We start from the raw sequence: 20393 nt of genomic DNA on the forward strand, positions 1-20393 counted from the left end.
CATTAATGTTTAATGATATAAAGATCTTTATCGTGTGAGTTATCCAGCGGATCTTTACCGCTGTAGCCGCCGACGTAAGGTTTCACCAGACGCAGGTTTTTGTAGTAGTAGATCGGCACGATAGCGGAATCTTTATCCAGCTGTTTTTCTGCTTCGCTGTAGAACTGGCTACGGTCAGCGTTGCTGGAGGCAGCTAGCGCCTGCGCCAGCAGTTTATCAAACGCCTCGCTCTTATAGTGCGAGGTATTGTTGCTGCTGCCGGAAAGCATGGTGTTTAAAAAGCTGGTCGGCTCGTTATAGTCGGCGCACCAGCCAGCGCGAGCCACATCAAAGTTGCCCTGATGACGGGTATCAAGGAAGGTCTTCCACTCCTGATTTTGCAGTTTTACCTCTACGCCGAGGTTCTTTTTCCAGATAGAGGCGGCGGCGATAGCCAGTTTCTTATGCAGATCGGAGGTGTTATAGAGCAGATTAAAGGTAAGCGGTTTGCCGGGGCCATAGCCCGCCTCCGCCAGCAGTTTCTTTGCCTCTTCGTTGCGTTTTTCCTGCGTCCAGTTCATCCATTCTGGCTTAGTAATCGCGATACCATCAGTATAAGGCGGGGTGTAACTCCAGGCGGGATCTTCACCCTGCGCCTTCACCTTGTTGACGATAATGTCACGATCGATACCCAGTTTCAGCGCGGTACGTACGCGCACGTCGTTAAACGGCGGTTTCTGGTTGTTAATTTCATAATAATAAGTGCAGAGATAGGGATCGGCGTGGATCTCCTGCGGGATCTCTTTTTTTAGTTTCTGATAAAGCTCGATCGGCAGATAGTTATAGGTCATATCGCTGCCGCCGCTGCGATAGCGGTTGGTATCGGTGACCTCAGAAGAGATTGGCAGGAAGGTGACTTTATTCAGTACGGTGTGTGCGTTATCCCAGTATTGCGGGTTGCGCTCTACGACCAGACGCTCATTGATTACCCACTCTTTGACTTTAAACGCGCCGTTGCCGACAAAGTTTTCCGGCTGCGTCCACTTATCGCCAAATTTATCCACTACTGGCTGATAAACCGGCGACATTGAATGATGAATAATCAGCTTATCAAAATAGGGCACCGCCTCGCTCAGCGTTACTTCCAGCGTACGATCGTCAATCGCTTTTACGCCCAGCGTATCGGGTGTTTTTTTACCGGCGATAATATCGTCAACGTTCAGCAGGTGGCCATATTGCAGGTAGCTGGCATAGGGAGAGGCGGTTTTCGGGCTGGCCAGGCGACGCCAGCTGTAGACGAAATCTTTCGCCGTCACCGGTTCGCCATTGGACCATTTTGCCGTATCGCGCAGATGGAAAATCCAAACCTTACCGCCCTCTTTGCTTTCCCAGCTCTCCGCGACGCCCGGTATCACTTTGCCGTTGTCATCGGTAATTGCCAGCCCTTCATAAAGATCGCGGCTAACGTAAGCTTCCGGTACCCCTTCCACTTTATGCGGATCGAGCGATTGCAGCTCGGCACCGTTACCCCTGATGAGTTCCTGTTTATCCGCCAGCTGAACGCCAGCCGGCACGTTAGCTGCCAGCGCGCTGGTTGCCGTTAATGCACCCAGCGCCGCCATAACACTCAGCGCGACCAGGCCTTTTTTTGTGATGTTGTTCATGTTTACTCCAGTTTTTTATAATTACCGCGGCATCAGCCTGCGGCTTTTCCCGCTGTCCGGGTAACCTGTCGCAGTCTTCGGAACCTGAAGCTGGACGGGTGTATTTTTACTTAAGGGCTACCATCATCTGCATCCAATCTGTGTCGGACGTCAGGTTAATGTTGGGTGATGTAATAATATTTAATCTGCTGATGATCCTGCGGATCTTTACCGGTATAGCCACCAATCCACGGCTTAACCAGCCGCACGCTGACGCGGTAATAAACCGGCACCAGCGCTGAATCTTTATCCAGCTGCGCCTCTGCCTGTTGATAAAGCGCGACACGCTCGGCATCGTCGGTAGTGTTAAGCGATCGGGCAATCAGCGTATCGAATGCCGGGCTGCGGTAAAAAGCCGTATTGGTAGAAGAATTGCTGAGCAGCATATTAAGGAAGGTGGACGGCTCGTTATAATCGGAACACCAAGTCGCACGTGCAACGTCGTAATTGCCCTCATGCCGCGTATTCAGCATGGTTTTCCACTCCTGATTTTGCAGCGTAACGTTAGCGCCAAGATTCTTTTTCCACATGGAGGCAGCAGCAATCGCCTGCTTTTTATTCTGATCGGAGGTGTTATAGAGCAGTGCAAAGGAGAGCGGCTTATCGGCGCTATAGCCCGCTTCCGCCAGCAGCCGTTTCGCCTCAGCGTTACGTTGCGCCTGCGTCAGATTAAACCAGGCGGGCGCGGTAAAATGTCCACCGTCAATATAGGGCGGCGTGAAGCCAAAAGCGGGAATCTGCCCCTGCCCCATGACCTTCTCGGCAATGATCTGCCGATCCAGCGCCAGCTTCACCGCAGTACGCACGCGCACATCGTTAAACGGCGGACGTCGATGATTTAATTCATAATAAAAAGTGCAGAGATAAGGGCTAACGTGAACCTGTGCGCCCAGTTCTTTTTTCAACTTCGGGAACAGTTCCGGGGGAACGGCGCTGTTTGTAATATCGATATCGCCGCTGCGGTAGCGATTAACATCGCTGGTTTCTGAGCTAATCGGTAAAAAGGTGGCGGTTTCAATAACCGTGTGGGCATTATCCCAGTATTGCGCATTACGCTTCAGCGTAATTTTTTCATTAACGATCCAGTCACTTAGCGTATAGGCACCGTTACCCACATAATGCTCCGGACGCGTCCATTTATCGCCCCACTGCTCTACCGCCGGGCGATAAACCGGCTTTAAGGCGGTGTGCGCCAGCATAGCGGCAAAATAAGGTACCGGCTGGTTCAGCGTAACCTGTAGGTGATGTGCATCCAGCGCCTTAACGCCCAACTCAGATGGCGGCTGCCGTCCGGCAATAATTTCATCCACGTTAGCGATGTGCGCATATTGCAGATAGCTGGCGTAGGGAGATGCCGTTTTCGGATCGGCCAGGCGCTGCCAGCTATAGACAAAATCCTGCGCCGTTACCGGCTCGCCATTGCTCCAGCGCGCATTTGGACGCAGGGTAAAGGTCCAGACATTCTTCTCCTGCTGCCAGTGTTCGGCAACGCCGGGTACCAGGTGCCCTGAATTATCAGTTGAAAGCAGCCCTTCCAGCAAATTAGCAATCACCTCGGTTTCCGGCACGCCTTCCGTTTTATGCGGATCGAGTGAAGCCACCTCGCTACCGTTATTGATGGTAATTGCCTGTTGCTGCGCCAGCTTCGTTCCCGGCGGTACGCTGGCAGCTTGTGCATTACATAACGAAGCGAACAGAACGGTTATTGTTACACTGCTGTAGCGCTTGAAAATGGCTGATTTCATTCGGTTCCTTGCTCTTAAAAAGTTACCGCTCAGGCAGTTAAGCAAAATTCATTCTCAATTTATGAGAAAGGAAATTTCTTTTACCGGAAATTAATAGATGAATTTTTTTGCGCCAGATACAAATGCCAAAAATGTTATCTATTTCTCTTTTATCACGATCGTTGATATCAAGAAAGGTTTATTTTTACCAACAAACTATGATCTATCCTACTGATATCAATACCGAAAAAAAGCATAAAAACAGTAAGCGTAGCGGTCAAGATCTTTCATCGGTTACAAAACAAGCAAAAGTTTATAACTTTGTTTTTACCTGGCATTTTTAGCTGCCGTAATGCAGGTAACCCTGATAAAAGGCTTATAAATGAAAAAAATAACGCATGCTATGATGTGAAAATAATCACATTGACAGGGAATTAAACGTATAAGGGAAAGTTCAACAGAGAAGCTAATAAGGTATGCAGCGGTAAAGCCAGATGAATAAACGCCCTAAAAAAGTGCATTAGCTGGTACGCATGCACAATTAAAGGGCGCAACATTTATCACAGGAAAGATAGCGAGAAGCGGGCCTGCCCTCTGTTGATGAGACAGCGCAAACGCCCGCAGAAGGTTAAGCCAGCAGGCCCGGAAAACTGGCTTTCAGGCCGGTAATGATAAACTCGATGCCCAGCGCCATCAGCAGCAGGCCCATGATACGGGTAATAACGTTAATGCCGGTTTGTCCCAGCACGCGTACCATCATCGGTGCTGCACGAAAAAGCAGCCAACAGCAGAAAGCAAACAGTGCGATGGCCACGCTGAAAGCAAACAGATTCAGCCAGCTGTGGTAGCGGGTACTCCAGACGATAGTCGAGCTGATTGCGCCCGGTCCGGCCATCAGCGGCAGCGCCAGCGGCACGACACCAATACTTTCGCGTACTGCCGTTTCTGATTTTTCCTGCTTATTCTGTTTATCCTCCCCCAGCTTGCCGCTAATCATCGACATGGCGATGGTCACCACCAGGATTCCCCCTGCGATACGGAAAGAATCAATAGAGATGCCAAAAACGTGCAGGATGGCGTCGCCCAGGAAAAGCGCGGACCACAAGATAATCGCCACGGCCAGATTCGCCGTCAGGTTAGTTTTATTTCTTTCAGCAACAGCCTGATAGCTGGTCATGCTGATAAACACCGGAATAATGCCGATGGGGTTAACCAACGCAAACAGACCGACAAAAAATTTAATATAGCCAGACAAATCCAGCGCCAGGTTATTCACACACCACTCCACAAAACTGTGCTAAAGTTAACTGGCTTAATTTAATAGAAAAGCCTCACGGCAACCAGCCCATTATGCCAGCATAATATGCTTAACTAAGCATCAATATTAGGTATAAACGCTATTGTTAATAACCTGATTAGCATGTGATTCGAATTAACAATAATTCCCCATTATATTGTGAAAAAATCGATCCAGTTCAAAAAACAAGCCTGCTGAAAGGTGTCAGCTTTGAGGAATATTGATCTGCATCAACAAAAGCCTACCTCGATCCAGGTAAGCTCACAGCATCAAAAGGAGTTGATAACGACAGGCGCTGTATGTTTTAGCGCTACTGCCATAGAAACTCTTTCAGTAAACGGCATGAAAATAAGTAAAGCGCAAAAATGCGCGCCCTGCACAGCGTGATGCTGGTAAAGGTTTTCTTCAGGCTCGCTTACTAAAAGAGTTTAACTTCTATCAGGAGAGCATTATGGCCGTTACCAATGTCGCTGAACTTAACGCACTCGTTGAACGTGTGAAAAAAGCACAGCGCGAATATGCCAACTTCACTCAAGAACAGGTCGACAACATCTTCCGCGCTGCTGCGCTGGCTGCTGCCGACGCCCGTATTCCGCTGGCTAAAATGGCCGTTGCGGAATCAGGTATGGGTATTGTGGAAGATAAAGTGATTAAAAACCACTTTGCCTCAGAGTATATTTACAATGCCTATAAAGATGAGAAGACGTGCGGCATCCTCGAAACAGATGATACCTTCGGCACCATTACCATCGCAGAACCTACCGGCCTGATTTGCGGTATCGTTCCCACCACCAACCCGACCTCAACCGCTATCTTTAAAGCACTGATCAGCCTGAAAACCCGTAACGGTATTATCTTCTCACCGCATCCACGTGCAAAAGATGCTACTAACAAAGCGGCAGACATCGTATTGCAGGCCGCTATCGCTGCCGGTGCACCGAAGGATATTATCGGCTGGATCGATCAACCTTCTGTCGAACTTTCTAACCAGCTGATGCATCACCCCGATATCAACCTGATCCTGGCAACAGGTGGCCCGGGCATGGTGAAAGCGGCCTACAGCTCAGGTAAACCGGCCATCGGCGTTGGCGCAGGCAATACGCCGGTAGTGATTGATGAAACGGCCGATATTAAACGCGCCGTAGCTTCTATCCTGATGTCAAAAACCTTCGATAACGGCGTTATCTGTGCGTCTGAACAGTCTGTTATCGTAGTAGATTCCGTCTATGAAGCCGTACGTGAACGCTTCGCCAGCCACGGCGGCTACCTGCTGCAAGGCACAGAACTGAAAGCGGTTCAGGATATTCTGCTGAAAAATGGTGCGCTCAACGCAGCGATTGTTGGTCAGCCAGCAGTGAAAATTGCTGAAATGGCAGGCATCAACGTACCGGCAAATACCAAAATCCTGATCGGTGAAGTTAAAGTAGTTGATGAATCCGAACCTTTTGCGCATGAAAAACTGTCGCCGACGCTGGCAATGTATCGCGCCAGTGATTTTGCCGAGGCGGTAGATAAAGCTGAAAAACTGGTGGCGATGGGCGGTATCGGTCACACCTCCTGCCTCTATACCGATCAGGATAATCAGCATGAACGCGTTAACTATTTTGGCGACAAAATGAAAACCGCGCGTATTCTGATTAACACGCCTGCTTCTCAAGGCGGTATCGGTGACCTGTATAACTTTAAGCTGGCTCCTTCTCTGACGCTGGGCTGCGGCTCCTGGGGTGGTAACTCCATTTCGGAGAACGTTGGACCTAAACATCTTATTAATAAGAAAACCGTGGCCAAGCGAGCTGAGAATATGTTGTGGCATAAACTTCCTAAATCTATCTATTTCCGTCGTGGTTCGCTGCCAATCGCGCTGGAAGAAGTGGCAACGGATGGCGCGAAACGTGCATTTATTGTCACCGACCGTTTCCTGTTTAATAACGGCTATGCCGATCAGATTACGTCCGTCCTGAAGTCTCACGGCCTCGAAACCGAAATTTTCTTTGAAGTAGAAGCCGATCCGACATTAAGCATCGTGCGTAAAGGCGCTGAACAGATGAACTCCTTTAAACCGGACGTGATTATTGCGCTCGGCGGTGGTTCACCAATGGATGCGGCCAAAATCATGTGGGTAATGTACGAACATCCGGAAACCCATTTTGAAGAGCTGGCGCTGCGCTTTATGGATATCCGTAAACGTATCTACAAGTTCCCGAAAATGGGCGTGAAGGCGAAAATGGTCGCTATTACCACGACATCTGGTACCGGTTCTGAAGTTACACCGTTTGCGGTAGTAACCGACGATGCAACGGGCCAAAAATATCCGCTGGCGGATTATGCGCTGACGCCGGATATGGCAATTGTCGATGCGAACCTGGTGATGAATATGCCAAAATCGCTGACCGCGTTCGGCGGTCTCGATGCCGTCACCCATGCGCTGGAAGCTTATGTATCCGTGCTGGCTAATGAATATTCCGATGGTCAGGCTCTGCAGGCGCTTAAGCTGCTGAAAGATAATCTGGCAAACAGTTACCACTACGGCGCTAAAAATCCGGTGGCGCGCGAACGTGTGCATAACGCCGCAACCATTGCCGGTATCGCTTTTGCGAACGCCTTCCTTGGCGTATGTCACTCTATGGCGCACAAACTGGGCTCAGAGTTCCATATTCCGCACGGACTGGCTAATGCCCTGCTGATTTCAAACGTTATTCGCTATAACGCGAATGATAACCCGACCAAGCAGACCGCTTTTAGTCAGTATGACCGTCCGCAGGCGCGTCGTCGTTATGCCGAAATTGCCGATCATCTTGGCCTGAGCGCCGCAGGCGACCGCACCGCGCAGAAAATTGAAAAACTGCTGGCATGGCTGGAAGAGATGAAATCGCAGCTGGGCATTCCGAAATCCATCCGCGAAGCTGGCGTACAGGAAGCTGACTTCCTGGCGAAAGTCGATAAACTGGCCGAAGATGCGTTTGATGACCAGTGCACCGGCGCTAACCCACGTTATCCGCTGATTGCTGAACTGAAACAGATTATGCTGGATACGTTCTACGGTCGTGAATATGCAGAACCGTTTGAATCCGTATCTGAAGCAATTAGCGCTCAGCCGGTTCAGGAAACGAAAGCGACCCGGAAAACTAAAAAAGCCTGATTCATCAGGTGATAAAAAACCCGCTTCGGCGGGTTTTTTTATTGCTGTTGCTACCAGATAAAAATGTTAGTTTCAGTGTGGAAAATAGAGTGTTTGCTGACATGTTCTGCTCTGAACTTATCCCTGTTTCATTACCTCTCCATAAACGCGCTGTAAGCCGCTACAGGCTACGTTACCTCCCTCACTATAGGTATCCATTCAGTCAAGTTTAACCGGCGTCAGAAAGCCGTTAGCAAGGGCTTCTTTATAGTGTTTACGGCAGACGGAGAGATAACGCTCGTTACCACCGATGACAACCTGTTCCCCTTCAGCGAAAGGTTTTCCATTACCATCAAGCCGTAGTACCATTCCTGCCTTGCGTCCACAGTGGCAAATACTCTTTAATTCAACCAGTTTGTCAGCCCAGGCTAATAAATACTGACTGCCGCTAAATAATTCACCGAGGAAATCAGTACGCAAGCCATAACAGAGTACGGGAATATCAAGGTAGTCGACCACATCAGAAAGTTCTCTAACCTGATCACGAGTCAGAAATTGGCATTCATCAACCAAAATGCAGTGTACCGGCTTTTTTTGATGCTCTTCAGTAATTTCATGCATCAGTAAAGTCTGACTGTTGTACAATTTCGCCGGCGACGAAAGACCGATACGTGAGCTTACCTTACCGCTGCCAAAGCGATCGTCTATCTCCGCAGTCCAGACCAGCGTACGCATCCCCCTTTCCTGATAATTATAAGAAGACTGCAACAATGCGGTGGATTTCCCAGCGTTCATCGCTGAGTAATAAAAATAAAGCTGAGCCATGGGCCAAACTCCGCCAAAAGGGTTAAACAAAAATAACGTTCGGATTGTATCACAACGCCTGTGCTATGGCGGGGGCCCCTTCCAATAAGAATATCCTCTTTAACCACAACGCAGGGTTACCCCAACAGCACTTCTGTCATAATGGGTGGCTGAGCATAAAATGATAAAAGCACAAAGCTGTTTCTTATTATCAACGCTTTGACAAAGGCTGACAAAAACTCTCCTATTGTTGACTAAGGTTTAGCTATACCCTGATTTAAACGATAGGTTAACGGATAGCCCCTTTGTATCCTGAGGACGTTTAAAGCGACGCGCTTATTTTCGCTTTCGGCATCTATAACTTTCCACCAATTGCGTTATGCAAATCGCACTTTAAAAAGGCTTTGTGAATTTCTTACAAAATTAACTATTGCAGTTCTTTTTTTCCGCCTCTATTATTATCAGGCAGAACATTTCTCCCACCCAATATATTTTGAGATTAGGACAATGAGCGAAGCACTTAAAATTCTGAACAATATCCGTACACTGCGCGCCCAGGCCAGAGAATGTACTCTGGAAACTCTGGAAGAGATGCTGGAAAAACTGGAAGTCATCGTTAACGAACGTCGTGAAGAAGAAAGCCAGGCGCAGGCTGAAATTGAAGAACGTACACGTAAACTTCAACAATATCGTGAAATGCTGATTGCAGATGGTATTGACCCGAATGAACTGCTGCAAACTATGGCAGCAACTAAATCAAGCGGTAAAGCTAAACGTGCTGCACGTCCGGCTAAATATAAATACGTTGATGAAAATGGCGAAACTAAAACCTGGACCGGCCAGGGCCGTACTCCAGCAGTCATCAAGAAAGCCATTGAAGAGGAAGGCAAACAGCTGGACGATTTCCTGCTGTAATTCCTGTTCAGGGTGCTTCCCTTAACCCCATTTCCCGATGGGGTTTTTTGTTGATCATTTTGTTGCACTCTTTATCACACCAGGTATACCCATAAAAAAAGGAAGCTATCAGCTTCCTTTTTTATCTCTGAATAACTGACATCACACCCGGTAAAACGCCCTGTACCAGTCTACAAAGCGCTGAATGCCCTCTTCCACGCTGGTTTGTGGTTTAAAGCTGATCGCCTCAAACAAGGCCTGCGTATCGGCGCTGGTTTCCAGCACGTCGCCGGGCTGCATCGGCAGCATGTTTTTACGCGCTTTAATACCCAGCGCTTTTTCCAGCGCATCTATATAAGCCATCAGCGTGACAGGCTGGCTGTTTCCAATATTATAGACCCGGTAAGGTGCCGAACTGGTAGCCGGAGAACCCTTTTCAACCGTCCAGCTGGCATCGCTTTGAGGAATAACCGCCTGCAAACGATAGATAGATTCAGTAATGTCATCAATATAGGTGAAATCCCGACGCATTTCGCCATTGTTATAAACGTCAATATTTTCACCAGCAATAATAGCGCGTGTAAATTTAAACAACGCCATATCAGGCCTTCCCCATGGACCATACACGGTAAAAAACCGCAATCCGGTCGTGGGAATACCATACAGGTGAGAATAAGTATGGGACATTAACTCGTTTGCTTTTTTTGTCGCTGCATAAAGCGATACCGGATGATCAACACTGTCATCGGTAGAAAAAGGCATTTTCCGATTCAGTCCATAAACGGAGCTGGAGGAAGCGTATAACAGATGCTCGATTTTATGATGCCGACAGCCTTCAAGTATATTGAGATGACCAATCAGATTAGCGTCCGCATAAGCGTGTGGGTTCTCAATAGAGTAACGAACCCCAGCCTGGGCACCGAGATGAATGACTCGCTGAAAACGATGCTGCGCAAACAGAGAAGCCATCGCATCACGATCGGCTAAGTCAGCTTCAATAAAGGTAAAATCAGCGGAAGTAATTTCATTAAGGCGGGCGTGTTTGAGATTAACGTCATAATAATCATTCAGGTTGTCGATACCGACAACCTGGTGACCGGCTGACAACAGGCGTTGGGTCACGTGAAAACCAATAAAGCCTGCCGCGCCGGTAACCAGATAGTTCATAATTTCCTCATTAATTATGCAATTTGAATAGACGCTCCGCGGCCAATTGCATAATAAACAAAACCGCGTTTGCTGGTACGTTCTGGATCATACAGGTTACGACCATCAAAAATCACGGGTTGTTTTAAGGCGTTTTTAATGACGTCAAAGTCCGGCGCACGGAAATTTTGCCATTCGGTACAGATGACCAGTGCATCGGCACCCTGCAGGGCCGCTTCTTTGGTTCCCATCAGCTTAAGATCGGCACGATGGCCATAAATACGCTGAGCTTCATCCATCGCTTCAGGATCGAAAGCCTGTACCGTTGCACCAGCGGCCCAGAGCGTTTCCATTAGCACGCGGCTGGAAGCCTCACGCATATCATCGGTATTCGGCTTAAACGCCAGGCCCCACAGTGCGAAGGTTTTACCCTTCAGATCGTCGCCAAAGTGACGCTTAATAAAGCCAGGCAGCTTCATTTTCTGATCGTCATTGACATCTTCAACCGCCTGCAACAGACGAGGCTTATAGCCAATGGTTTCAGCGGTACGAATCAGCGCCTGCACATCTTTCGGGAAGCATGAGCCACCGTAACCGCAGCCCGGATAGATAAAGTGATAGCCAATACGAGAGTCGGAACCAATCCCCTGGCGCACTTTTTCGATATCCGCACCCAGACGCTCTGCCAGATTGGAAATCTCATTCATAAAGCTGATTTTAGTTGCCAGCATACAGTTAGCAGCATACTTGGTCAGCTCTGCGCTACGAATATCCATCAGAATCAGACGATCGTGGTTACGATTGAACGGCTCATACAGTTCACGCAGCAGTTCAACCACCTCTTCGTTGTCAGTCCCAACCACAATACGCTCAGGACGCATACAGTCGCTGACTGCCGCCCCTTCTTTCAGGAATTCTGGATTAGAAACCACGTCGAAGGTTAAATCCACGCCCCGCGCATTCAGCGTTTCCTGCATAACCCCGCGAACGCGATCGGCCGTCCCCACTGGTACAGTAGACTTATCCAGCACCACTTTATGCTCTTTCATATGCTGAGCAATTGTGCGGGCAACGGCGGTAACATATTTCAGATCGGCAGAGCCATCCTCGTCCGGCGGCGTACCTACGGCGATAAACTGCATTACACCGTGATTGACGCCCTCTTCGGCATTGGTAGTAAAGTTCAGACGGCCCGCCTCATAGTTTTGCTTAACCAGCGGCGTTAAACCTGGCTCATAAATAGGAATGATCCCTTTCTTCAGATTTTCGACTTTGTTTTCGTCGACATCAATACAAAGAACGTCATGTCCGACTTCGGCCAATACCGCAGCCTGAACCAGACCCACATAGCCGATACCAAATACGGTGACTTTCATTGTGTTATCCTGTTGCTGTGTGAATTATTACTTTTTATTTTCAACTGTATTGTGCAGCCACTGTTTGAAATCATTGCCCAGCGACGGATGGCGTAAACCATATTCTACAAATGCCTGCATATAGCCCAGCTTATTGCCGCAGTCATGACTAATGCCTTTCAGGTGATACGCTTCAACCGTTTCTTTTTCCATCAGCATGGCGATAGAGTCAGTCAGCTGTACTTCACCACCCGCTCCCGGAGGCGTTTTAGCCAGCAGAGGCCAGATATCGGCAGAAAGGACATAGCGACCTACAACAGCCAGATTCGACGGCGCTTCATCTGCCTTCGGTTTTTCTACCACACCCACCATCGGTGCGCTGTCACCAGGTTGCAGTTCCGCTCCCTGACAATCCACAACGCCATACGCTGTCACGTCAGCAACAGGCTCCACCATAATCTGGCTGTGACCACTTTCATCAAAGCGATTCAGCATTTCCGCCAGGTTATCTTTTGTCGGGTTAGATTCATATTCGTCAATAATAACGTCAGGCAGAATCACCGCTACCGGCTCGTCACCCACTAACGGATGCGCGCACATTACCGCGTGCCCTAACCCTTTAGCAATACCCTGACGAACCTGCATAATAGTCACGTGGGGCGGGCAAATAGACTGGACTTCATCCAGCAGCTGACGCTTCACGCGCTTTTCCAGCATCGCTTCCAGCTCAAAGCTGGTATCAAAATGGTTTTCGATAGAATTTTTTGATGAGTGCGTAACCAGCACAATTTCATTAATCCCGGCAGCGATACATTCGTTAACGACATACTGAATTAACGGTTTATCAACCAGCGGCAGCATTTCTTTTGGAATGGCCTTGGTTGCGGGTAGCATACGCGTCCCCAAACCGGCAACAGGGATTACCGCTTTTTTTACTTTAGACTTATAGGCAGACATTAAGGCACCTCTCTTATAGGCCGTTCAAGTTAATACTTGATATGTCAATTTAAAAAACGAAACGAGTATATCAGTTCAAAGCCGCCGGATTTATCCTGGATAAGATGTTTCCAGCGAAATTAAGATTATTACCCAAGTGTAAATGTTATAGTTACAACTGTCTGTGAAGTGCAAAAAATAAAAAACAATTGTTTATTATTCAGGCGACAACATCAGGCGCAGCCGCCCACCATTCCCCCACACCTGGCACTGCCAGGCACTGCCCTGCTGATTAACTTGATTAAGATGCGTGCTTCCCAGCGTTCCCAGAGGGACGCCATTGCTAAGCTGTATTTCCTGATCGTTAATGTTTAGCGTTGCGTTTAAACCTGCGGAAACCAGAATCAGATTTTTATGTACCTGATGATAATAACCGACTAATAAAGGAAACTGCCCTTTTAGATTCGCCTGGCGCAATAACAGATTAACCTGCTTTAATACGCTGCTTAATTCCGGCAAACGCTGTTTTTGTCCGGAAAGCTGTTCCTGCAACAGGCCATTGAACAACGCCCGTAGCAGCAGGGCCGCCAACACGCCGTTATCACCTGCGCGCGTAACATCCAGACAATAAAACGCCAGATCTTTATCCGATAACGCGGCGATATCCAGTACCAGCCCAGGCTGCTCCGCCATTGTGAGCTGACGATAGTTTATACGGCAGTTGGCTATCACCTGCTGAACCGGCGGCTGTAACTGCTTAAGGAGCTTGGCCGCCGCAGAAGGATCGCTAACCAGAGCATCCCAGTCCTGAAAGAGTTGCTCTTCTTCTTCGACCTGTGAAGTAAACATTGAAGGATAGAGGCATTCGTAGACTGCCTCACGCAGGCGCTCCATATCTTTAATCGGTTTCAGCAGAACATCCTGCACGCCAAGGCGCAGAACGTGAGCGATATCGGACATCTGCTCAGTAGCGGAAATGACCAGTACGGGAACCTGATTATTGCGGGTACGTAAATGTTCTACGAGCTGGATACCGTTCATACGCGGCATTTCCAGATCGCAGATCAGTAAATCGGGCTGATGCAAGCGCAACGTTTCGATAGCATCAAGACCATCGCTGGCGACAAGCAGACTGGCACCAAGCGAACTTAAGAAATTTTCCAGCAGGGAGCGAAAAACAACCTCATCCTCAACAACCAGGATCTGTTTTCCTGTTAATGGTTTTTCCATTGCTTCCCCCTGTAAGCCAGATAATTCAATAGTGGTTCAAGATGCGCACTTGTGCCTGTCAGAATTGACTGAAGTGACATGTATAATTGACCCATTCTCATTACCGGCTTTGTACTAACGGTAATAATTCATCCATTTTCTTCTCAACTGCAGCTTCCCCTGCTGCAATCGCTTCCTCTGCGCGATGAAAATCAAGCGTTCTGATTTGGGGACAATAGGGCTGAAGTAAAACATCCGGCGGATCCCCCGCCATGCGGCTGCGTTTCAAACGATTTTCCAGAACATGAATAGAGGTGGTCATAATTTCCATCGCGCCTGGCGCAAGCGTTGCGCGGCGCTGCGTCAGACGCTGAGCGAGGCGTTGACGTAATCGGGCGCGCCAGGTTACCAGTTCCGTATCCGGCGTGGTTTGTGCTGGCGACGCGGAGAGCAAATCTTGCGGCATTAAATGCGCATCGTGTTGGAGATCTACAGCAATAACGACATCGGCTCCCATCGCCCTGGTCAGCGAGATCGGAACCGGGTTGACGACAGCTCCATCCACCAGCCAGTAGCCTTTATGCTCAACGGGTGCCAGCAGCCCCGGCATACTGCAGGAAGCGCGCAGCGCCCGATGTAAATCACCTTCGGTTAACCAGAGTTCACGTCCGGTGCTCAGATTGGTAGCAACTGCGCCAAAACGGAGATGACACTGTTCGATAGACTCATCAGGCATCAGCCGACGGATCTGGTTAAAAACGCGATCGCCGCGCAGCAAACCGCCCCGCTGCCATGAAAAATCCATCAACCGAATCACATCCCAGTAGCTGAACGAACGTACCCATTTATCCAGTAGTGCCAGCCGGTTTGTAGCCTGCGCTGCACCTACCAGCGCGCCAATAGAACAGCCAGCAATCACATCAGGCTGTATGCCCGCGCGCGCCAGCGCATTAATAACACCAATATGTGCCCATCCCTTGGCGGCGCCTGAGCCTAGCGCCAGTCCAATCTTTACCTGTCTCATTGCATTCCTGTTTTAACCCTTACTTCGCTGAATGGCGTTAAGCGTCAGGGTCAGATAACATATCGTAAAATAACGCCTTTAGTCCTGTTGTTGCAAAACCTGGAGTCAACGTGTCTGAAAACTGCCCATGCTGCAGCGGTTTGCAGTATAGCCTATGTTGCGGTCGCTATCTAAGTGGCGACCTGTTCCCCCCTTCCCCGGAAGCCTTAATGCGCTCGCGTTATACCGCCTACAGCCAGCACAACGCTGACTATCTGGTGGACACGTGGCACAGTACTCATCGCTCCGCGCAGCTGCGCCAGGCATTGTCTGAAAGTTTCCCTCATACCCAGTGGCTGGGGTTGAGGATAATTGCATGCGAAGACGGAGAGAAGGAAAACGAAGCCTGGGTGACATTTTTTGCGCGTTACCTCGAAAACGGACGTCCCGGCGCGGTTTACGAACGCTCGCGCTTTGTTCGCGAGGATCAACGCTGGTACTATATTGACGGAACCGCACCGCAGGTAGGGCGAAACGATCGCTGTCCCTGTGGCTCCGGGAAAAAATACAAAAAGTGTTGCGGCCAGTAATACTGGTGCCGTTCAGTTTCATTATTCTCCCGCTTCGACAGGATTGATACAGATGCAAGCGCAAAATTTACAACGAAAAGTCCTCCGAACGATTTGTCCTGACGCCAAAGGTCTTATCGCCAAAATCACTAACATCTGCTACAAGCATGAACTCAACATTGTGCAGAATAATGAGTTTGTCGATCACCGTACCGGGCGCTTTTTTATGCGCACCGAACTGGAAGGTATTTTTAATGACGCCACGCTGCTGGCCGATTTAGATGGCGCTCTGCCGCAGGGATCGGTGCGCGAGCTTCAGTGTGCCGGACGCCGCCGCGTAGTGATTCTGGTGACCAAAGAAGCACACTGCCTGGGCGATCTGCTGATGAAAAGCGCTTTTGGCGGGCTGGATATGGAAATTGCCGCCGTGATCGGCAATCACGATACGCTACGCTCGCTGGTTGAACGCTTCGATATTCCGTTTGTTCTGGTTAGCCACGAAGGTCTGAGCCGCGAAGAGCATGATAATAAGATGGCGGAGCAGATCGATCGCTACCAGCCCGATTATGTGGTGCTGGCGAAATATATGCGCGTGCTGACGCCTGCTTTTGTACAGCGTTATCCGAATCAGATTATCAATATCCATCACTCCTTCCTGCCTGCCTTTATCGGCGCGCGCCCTTATCACCAGGCCTATGAGCGCGGCGTTAAAATTATCGGTGCGACGGCGCATTACGTGAATGACAATCTGGATGAAGGCCCGATCATTATGCAGGATGTGATTAACGTCGATCATAGTTATACGGCAGAAGAGATGATGCGAGCAGGACGAGACGTAGAGAAGAATGTCCTGAGCCGTGCATTGGATAAAGTACTGGGTCAGCGGGTTTTCGTTTACGGCAACCGCACTATTATTCTGTAATTTTTACGGTGCCGACTGTTCAGCAAAGCGGCGTCATGAATAAAAAAGCGGCGAACGATACGCTTTTTCCCGCGGGGCGCTTTACAGTATCGAATCATTTGATATGATGCGCCCCGCTTTCAGGCATTTATGTCTGACCAGTGGTGGGATTCCCGAGCGGCCAAAGGGAGCAGACTGTAAATCTGCCGTCACAGACTTCGAAGGTTCGAATCCTTCTCCCACCACCATTTTCAATATTGACGATACACTGAACCAGAGTGAAACGGTTAATGTTTCCACTGTCGGGAGAAGGTGAGAACCTTCGACAAGGTTCGAGTGGAAAGACAGCGGCGATTGACTAAGCTGAAAGCGACAAGCATTATTTAAACGGTTTTATCTGGTGGGATTCCCGAGCGGCCAAAGGGAGCAGACTGTAAATCTGCCGTCACAGACTTCGAAGGTTCGAATCCTTCTCCCACCACCATCCTCTGTTTATCTCTGAACTCTCTCTTTACTCAACGCCCCCATTTCTCCGTAACGGGAGAAGGTAAGAACCTTCGACAAGGTTCGAGTCGAGCGGCACGAGACAACGTGCGCAGCACGCCACGCCTTACCGTGACATATTGCGCCTGCTTCTGTTAACATTCCGCCATCTTTTTATCAGGCAGTTAACGCAATATGAAATTTATCTCTTTTAACATCAACGGGCTGCGCGCTCGCCCCCATCAGCTTGAAGCTATCATCGCCCAGCATAATCCAGATGTTATCGGCCTACAGGAAACCAAAGTCCACGACGATATGTTTCCGCTGGATGAGGTCAGCAAGCTGGGCTATCACGTCTTTTATCATGGGCAAAAAGGCCATTACGGCGTGGCGTTGCTGACACGGGAAATGCCGGTAAAAGTGCAGCGCGGTTTTCCGGAAGATGATGAAGAGGCGCAGCGTCGCCTGATTATGGCTGACATCCCTACCCCGGCAGGTAATATCACCGTCATCAACGGCTATTTTCCTCAGGGTGAAAGCCGTGACCACCCCACTAAATTCCCGGCGAAAGAGAAATTTTATCGCGATCTGCAAAATTATCTGGAAACCCATCTGAAAGCCGATGATCGGGTTGTTATTATGGGCGACATGAATATCAGCAGCAGCGATCTGGATATCGGCATTGGCGAAGAGAGCCGCAAGCGCTGGCTGCGCACCGGCAAATGTTCTTTCCTGCCGGAAGAACGCGAGTGGATGGATCGCCTGCTGGGTTGGGGATTGGTAGATACCTGGCGTGCGGCTAACCCCGACTGCGCTGACCGTTTCTCCTGGTTTGACTACCGCTCAAAAGGCTTTGATGATAATCGCGGCCTGCGTATCGATTTGATGTTAGCCACGCGCCCGCTTGCGCAGCGCTGCATCGATACCGGCATTGATTATCAGATTCGCAGCATGGAAAAACCTTCCGACCATGCTCCGATTTGGGCTGAATTCAGTCTGTAAAAACCAGCCGCTGCGGGTCCATCCGCAGCGTGACTTATTTAACTATGCGCCAGATAAGATTATTGGTTCCCAGCGATTTCTCATCGCGCGCGCATTGCAACAATATTCCTTCCGCCTTCACGATCGCACCTTCAGAATAGCTGCGATTTTCATAGGTACAGCAGCGTAAACAGGGAGATGCCTGTGTGCCATTCTGTCCCTGCGTCCAGACCTCCGGCGGCAAGTCCACCACCACATCGCTGTTACCTGACGTACTGCCGCCGTTTCCCGTACCATAATCATGACGGTGCGCCTGCGCCGCCGTGCCGATCAATAACATCAGCGCGATGCCCCATACCCGTTTCACTATTCTGCCTCCTTCGCTTTCGCCTTTTTGCCGCGACGCTTGCTCTTACCACCGGGTGCCGCTACGCCACGAAATGCGCGAGCCGTGCTTTGCTGGCGCGCCTGCGCAATAAGGTCATGCAGTGTCGCTACCAACGGCTGCATAAAATCCTGATAGCGACAGGCCTTCTCGCTGATCTTCGTTAGCGTTGATTCCCAGTGCGCCGTCATATCAGGTCGAGCGGCCATTTCAGGCAGGGAATGAATCAACGCCCTGCCCGCCTCGGTGGCGCGGATGTAACGCCCTTTCTTAACCAGGAAGGCGCGGCGGAACAGAAGTTCAATAATACCTGCCCGCGTCGCCTCCGTACCTAAACCATCGGTTGCGCGCAGGATTTTCTTTAGATCTTTATCCTGAACAAAACGGGCGATCCCGGTCATCGCTGATAAAAGCGTGGCGTCGGTAAAGTGACGCGGCGGCTGCGTTTGCTTCTCGACAATTTCGCCCCTTTCACACAGAAGCTCATCGCCTTTCGCTACTACCGGCAGCGGCGTACCATCGTTTTCCTCATCGCGTTCCTTGCTGCCTAACAGCGCCCGCCAGCCCGCCTCGGCCAGAAAGCGCGCTTTAGCGATAAATTTGCCGCCGGCGATATCAAGTTCGATAACGCATTTGCGATAAACCGCATCGGGACAGAACTGCATCAGATACTGACGCGCAATCAGGCCATAAACGTTAGCTTCGTTATCGGTTAGCCGCACCGCGCTGCTGCGTGCGGTAGGAATAATCGCGTGGTGCGCATCCACTTTCTTATCATCCCAGCAACGATTTTTACGCTGCGTATCGAAATCCGCAGGCGGTTTCATATCGGGCTGATGTACGCTGATTGCGTTCAGCACCGCCTGACGTCCGGCGAAGTGCTCTTCCGGCAGATAGCGGCTGTCGGAGCGGGGATAGGTAATCAGCTTATGGGTTTCATACAGGCGCTGGCAGGTATCCAGCACGGTTTGGGCGCTGAGGCCATAGCGTTTTGCCGCCTCAATTTGCAGGCTGGAGAGGGAAAACGGCAATGGTGCCGTATCATTTTCGCGCTTATCCTGATAACTGGTAACCAGTGCGGGCTGACCACCGATGCGCGCCAGCACATGCTCCGCCAGCGGACGATGCAACAATCGCCCCTCTTCATCCTGCCAGGGCTCGCAGGCATCGCTCGGCTGCCAGATAGCGACGAATCGCTCCTCTTTAGGCGTTACAATATGTGCCTTAACCTCAAAATAATCTTTGGGGATAAAGTTCTCAATTTCTTCATCGCGCCGCACCACCAGCCCCAGTACCGGCGTCTGTACGCGCCCTACCGACAGCACGCCATCATAGCCCGCGTTACGGCCCAGCAGCGTCCAGGCGCGAGTCATATTGATACCGTACAGCCAGTCGGCACGCGCACGCGCCAATGCTGAAACGCACAGCGGGATAAATTCCCGGTTCTGGCGCAGGCGGCCTACAGCACGTTCCACCGCCTGTGGGTTGAGATCGTTAATCAGACAGCGCTGTACTTTCTCTCGCTTTTCAGCAGGCAACGCCAGGTAATCCAGTACCTCATCCACCAGCAGCTGCCCTTCGCGATCCGGGTCACCGGCATGGACCACTTCATCGGCCTGTTCCAACAGTTTTTTTACGACATTCAGCTGCTTCGCGACCGACGGACGCGGTTGAAGACGCCACTTTTCCGGCACAATCGGCAGATCGGCCAGTACCCAGCGCGCATAGCGGCTATCGTAGCTGTCAGGCTGCGCCTGTTCCAGCAGATGCCCCACGCACCAGGTAACTATTTGATCGTTTCCACAGGCAATATAGCCCTCTCCGCGCCGATGCGGTTTTGGCAACACATCGGCAATAGCACGGGCCAGGCTTGGCTTTTCAGCAATAAACAGGCGCATTAATGGGG

Annotated in this window: 16 protein-coding genes and 2 tRNA genes; 7 read left to right on the forward strand and 11 right to left on the reverse strand. The window is 50.1% G+C overall.

From position 1 onward, the window contains the following. Positions 1-2 precede the first annotated feature (2 nt). The 3 genes from oppA to C7M51_RS07305 all read right to left on the reverse strand — a co-directional run bounded on the left by oppA (position 3) and on the right by C7M51_RS07305 (position 4682). Positions 3-1643, reverse strand: coding sequence for an oligopeptide ABC transporter substrate-binding protein OppA (gene oppA / locus C7M51_RS07295; protein WP_160621181.1), 1641 nt, complete (start codon positions 1641-1643; stop codon positions 3-5). Positions 1644-1798: 155 nt separating this feature from the next. Continuing rightward, positions 1799-3427, reverse strand: a complete 1629-nt coding sequence (locus C7M51_RS07300) for an ABC transporter substrate-binding protein (protein ID WP_160621182.1) — start codon at positions 3425-3427, stop codon at positions 1799-1801. A gap of 607 nt (positions 3428-4034) precedes the next feature. Then, positions 4035-4682, reverse strand: coding sequence for a YchE family NAAT transporter (locus tag C7M51_RS07305; protein ID WP_160621183.1), 648 nt, complete (start codon positions 4680-4682; stop codon positions 4035-4037). Between the two features lie 472 nt (positions 4683-5154). Here C7M51_RS07305 and adhE point away from each other — a divergent pair, with 472 nt between their 5' ends. Next, entirely contained in the window at positions 5155-7842 is a 2688-nt protein-coding gene (gene adhE / locus C7M51_RS07310) for a bifunctional acetaldehyde-CoA/alcohol dehydrogenase (RefSeq protein ID WP_160621184.1), read from the forward strand. A 198-nt stretch (positions 7843-8040) separates the two neighbouring features. Here adhE and tdk read toward each other — a convergent pair whose 3' ends face one another. Continuing rightward, positions 8041-8646 (reverse strand): thymidine kinase, encoded by a 606-nt coding sequence (gene tdk, locus C7M51_RS07315; protein WP_160621185.1) that lies wholly within the window; start codon positions 8644-8646, stop codon positions 8041-8043. A gap of 486 nt (positions 8647-9132) precedes the next feature. Between tdk and hns the strand changes: the two genes are divergently transcribed. Then, positions 9133-9540, forward strand: a complete 408-nt coding sequence (gene hns / locus C7M51_RS07320) for a histone-like nucleoid-structuring protein H-NS (protein WP_141175585.1) — start codon at positions 9133-9135, stop codon at positions 9538-9540. A gap of 141 nt (positions 9541-9681) precedes the next feature. Here the strand turns inward: hns and C7M51_RS07325 are convergent, their stop codons facing one another. The 5 genes from C7M51_RS07325 to rssA all read right to left on the reverse strand — a co-directional run bounded on the left by C7M51_RS07325 (position 9682) and on the right by rssA (position 15189). Further along, positions 9682-10686, reverse strand: coding sequence for an NAD-dependent epimerase (locus C7M51_RS07325; protein ID WP_160621186.1), 1005 nt, complete (start codon positions 10684-10686; stop codon positions 9682-9684). Between the two features lie 14 nt (positions 10687-10700). Beyond that, positions 10701-12041, reverse strand: coding sequence for a UDP-glucose dehydrogenase family protein (locus C7M51_RS07330; RefSeq protein ID WP_160621187.1), 1341 nt, complete (start codon positions 12039-12041; stop codon positions 10701-10703). Between the two features lie 27 nt (positions 12042-12068). Continuing rightward, positions 12069-12977: a UTP--glucose-1-phosphate uridylyltransferase GalU gene (gene galU / locus C7M51_RS07335; RefSeq protein ID WP_160621188.1), complete on the reverse strand. Its 909-nt coding sequence runs from the start codon at positions 12975-12977 to the stop codon at positions 12069-12071. Positions 12978-13172: 195 nt separating this feature from the next. Beyond that, positions 13173-14186, reverse strand: coding sequence for a two-component system response regulator RssB (gene rssB / locus C7M51_RS07340; RefSeq protein WP_160621189.1), 1014 nt, complete (start codon positions 14184-14186; stop codon positions 13173-13175). Positions 14187-14286: 100 nt separating this feature from the next. After that, on the reverse strand, positions 14287-15189 hold the full coding sequence (gene rssA / locus C7M51_RS07345) for a patatin-like phospholipase RssA (protein WP_160621190.1): 903 nt from the start codon (positions 15187-15189) through the stop codon (positions 14287-14289). 110 nt (positions 15190-15299) lie between these two features. On the opposite strand from rssA, the gene C7M51_RS07350 reads away from it, so the two are divergent. The 5 genes from C7M51_RS07350 (at position 15300) to xthA (ending at position 18123) form a co-directional block, all read left to right on the forward strand. Further along, complete coding sequence (locus tag C7M51_RS07350) at positions 15300-15758, forward strand: YchJ family protein (protein ID WP_160621191.1); 459 nt, start codon at positions 15300-15302, stop codon at positions 15756-15758. Between the two features lie 52 nt (positions 15759-15810). Beyond that, entirely contained in the window at positions 15811-16659 is an 849-nt protein-coding gene (gene purU, locus C7M51_RS07355) for a formyltetrahydrofolate deformylase (protein ID WP_160621192.1), read from the forward strand. Positions 16660-16801: 142 nt separating this feature from the next. Then, positions 16802-16886: transfer RNA gene (locus tag C7M51_RS07360), tRNA-Tyr, on the forward strand. 151 nt (positions 16887-17037) lie between these two features. Then, a tRNA-Tyr gene (locus tag C7M51_RS07365) sits at positions 17038-17122 on the forward strand. 194 nt (positions 17123-17316) lie between these two features. After that, positions 17317-18123, forward strand: a complete 807-nt coding sequence (gene xthA / locus C7M51_RS07370; RefSeq protein ID WP_160621193.1) for an exodeoxyribonuclease III — start codon at positions 17317-17319, stop codon at positions 18121-18123. A gap of 34 nt (positions 18124-18157) precedes the next feature. Here the strand turns inward: xthA and C7M51_RS07375 are convergent, their stop codons facing one another. Then, positions 18158-18442 carry a YnjH family protein gene (locus C7M51_RS07375; protein WP_160623595.1) on the reverse strand — a complete coding sequence of 95 codons (285 nt, stop codon included), beginning with the start codon at positions 18440-18442 and terminating at the stop codon, positions 18158-18160. 26 nt (positions 18443-18468) lie between these two features. Further along, a complete protein-coding gene (locus C7M51_RS07380) occupies positions 18469-20385 on the reverse strand; it encodes a DNA topoisomerase III (RefSeq protein ID WP_160621194.1) in 1917 nt (638 codons plus the stop codon). Positions 20386-20393: the final 8 nt, after the last annotated feature.

The sequence above is a fragment of the Mixta intestinalis genome (assembly GCF_009914055.1).
Classification (GTDB): domain Bacteria; phylum Pseudomonadota; class Gammaproteobacteria; order Enterobacterales; family Enterobacteriaceae; genus Mixta; species Mixta intestinalis.